The organism is Tannerella forsythia (assembly GCF_003860135.1).
In the GTDB taxonomy this organism is placed as follows: Bacteria; Bacteroidota; Bacteroidia; order Bacteroidales; family Tannerellaceae; genus Tannerella; species Tannerella forsythia_A.
Window position 1 is genome coordinate 1 of the sequence record NZ_RQYN01000128.1, and the last position, 1,144, is coordinate 1,144.

The 1,144-nt window shown below is 44.1% G+C and carries 2 protein-coding genes; both read right to left on the minus strand.

Features of this window, described 5'->3' with window-relative positions; genetic code table 11:
• Positions 1–462: 462 nt before the first annotated feature.
• On the minus strand, positions 463–693 hold the full coding sequence (locus EII41_RS13590) for a hypothetical protein (RefSeq protein WP_124791003.1): 231 nt from the start codon (positions 691–693) through the stop codon (positions 463–465).
• 18 nt (positions 694–711) lie between these two features.
• The gene (locus EII41_RS14850) at positions 712–900 is read right to left on the minus strand and encodes a DUF1905 domain-containing protein (RefSeq protein WP_124791004.1); all 189 of its coding nucleotides are present in this window, start codon (positions 898–900) and stop codon (positions 712–714) included.
• Positions 901–1,144: the final 244 nt, after the last annotated feature.

Sequence of the window (1,144 nt, forward strand, 5' to 3'; positions counted from 1 at the left end):
TAGTTCGGGAACGTACCCGGAGTAGTTCCGAGGTCAACGGTGAGTATTCCGGAATCACTCGCCGACACGTTCGGAGCTACCCATCGGGCAAAAAAGAACCACCCGACGGGTGCCTCTGAGCTACCCATCGGGTGGTCATGGAACTACCCGCCGACAAGTTCCGAACTACCCGTTAAGTATTTCCGAACTACCTGCCGACAAGCTTGGAACTACTCACCGACGACCTCGCAAATACTTTTTGAGCATATTATCAGTTCGTTGCAGGTTCCGGGGCCGGAGTCTCGGATTCTTCCGGCTGCGGTGCGCCGCCACGCTGATAATGCTGCTTCATGTCCTGATAGATCGACGTGGTGCCCGATTCGTTCTCCGAAGCCAGATACTTCAATTCTCTGACATGTGGCTTTTCTCTTTTAATCTTTCTCTGGCCGGATAACTTCGATTCTTTATGGTTACCTATCGCGGTTATTTTGGACAGTTTTTTATTATGGTTACTTCAGGAGAATTTGAATGACCGGAAGAGATTGAATTTTCATTTTTCAACTCTTTTTCTACAGTCACTTCAGGAGCAATAACATCTTTTTTACACCCCGTTGGTCCTATCAGCAAAAGCAGGGTACCGACAGCGTGTTCGGTATCTTGCTCGATTTCAAATTTTGCACGTTCTTCCAACGCTGTTTTTCCTCCTCTCATCATAGACTGATTAACAAAAAGTCAGTGATTCGCGTTTTTTACAGGCATCAACGTTGTCTGAAAAGCAAAACCGTTTATTTTTCCCTTGATCTTAATACGTCCTTTTTCCGTTACCATCTTTTCCGTTATTTCGGTCGGAACATCTATGCATCCATTGATGCCTGTTTGGTAGATTTCAGCTTCAAAAAAACATTGCGTCTTTTGTTGCATTGATTCTCTCTAACATTCTTTGTCTTATCGTCGGCAACAAAGATGTTTTATTACTTACAGACAACGGGATAGTTCCCTGAGCGAAAGAGGACTTTCTGATTGCTTCCATCCAACGACATCATCACGATGCCGGAGTCCATCATATCAGTTCTTCTCGAAGAAAATAAAATAGGCTCTATGTTGATTTGAGTGGGTAATGGAAATTCCTTCCTCCGTTTATGTAGTATACCATATCCATAAAGTT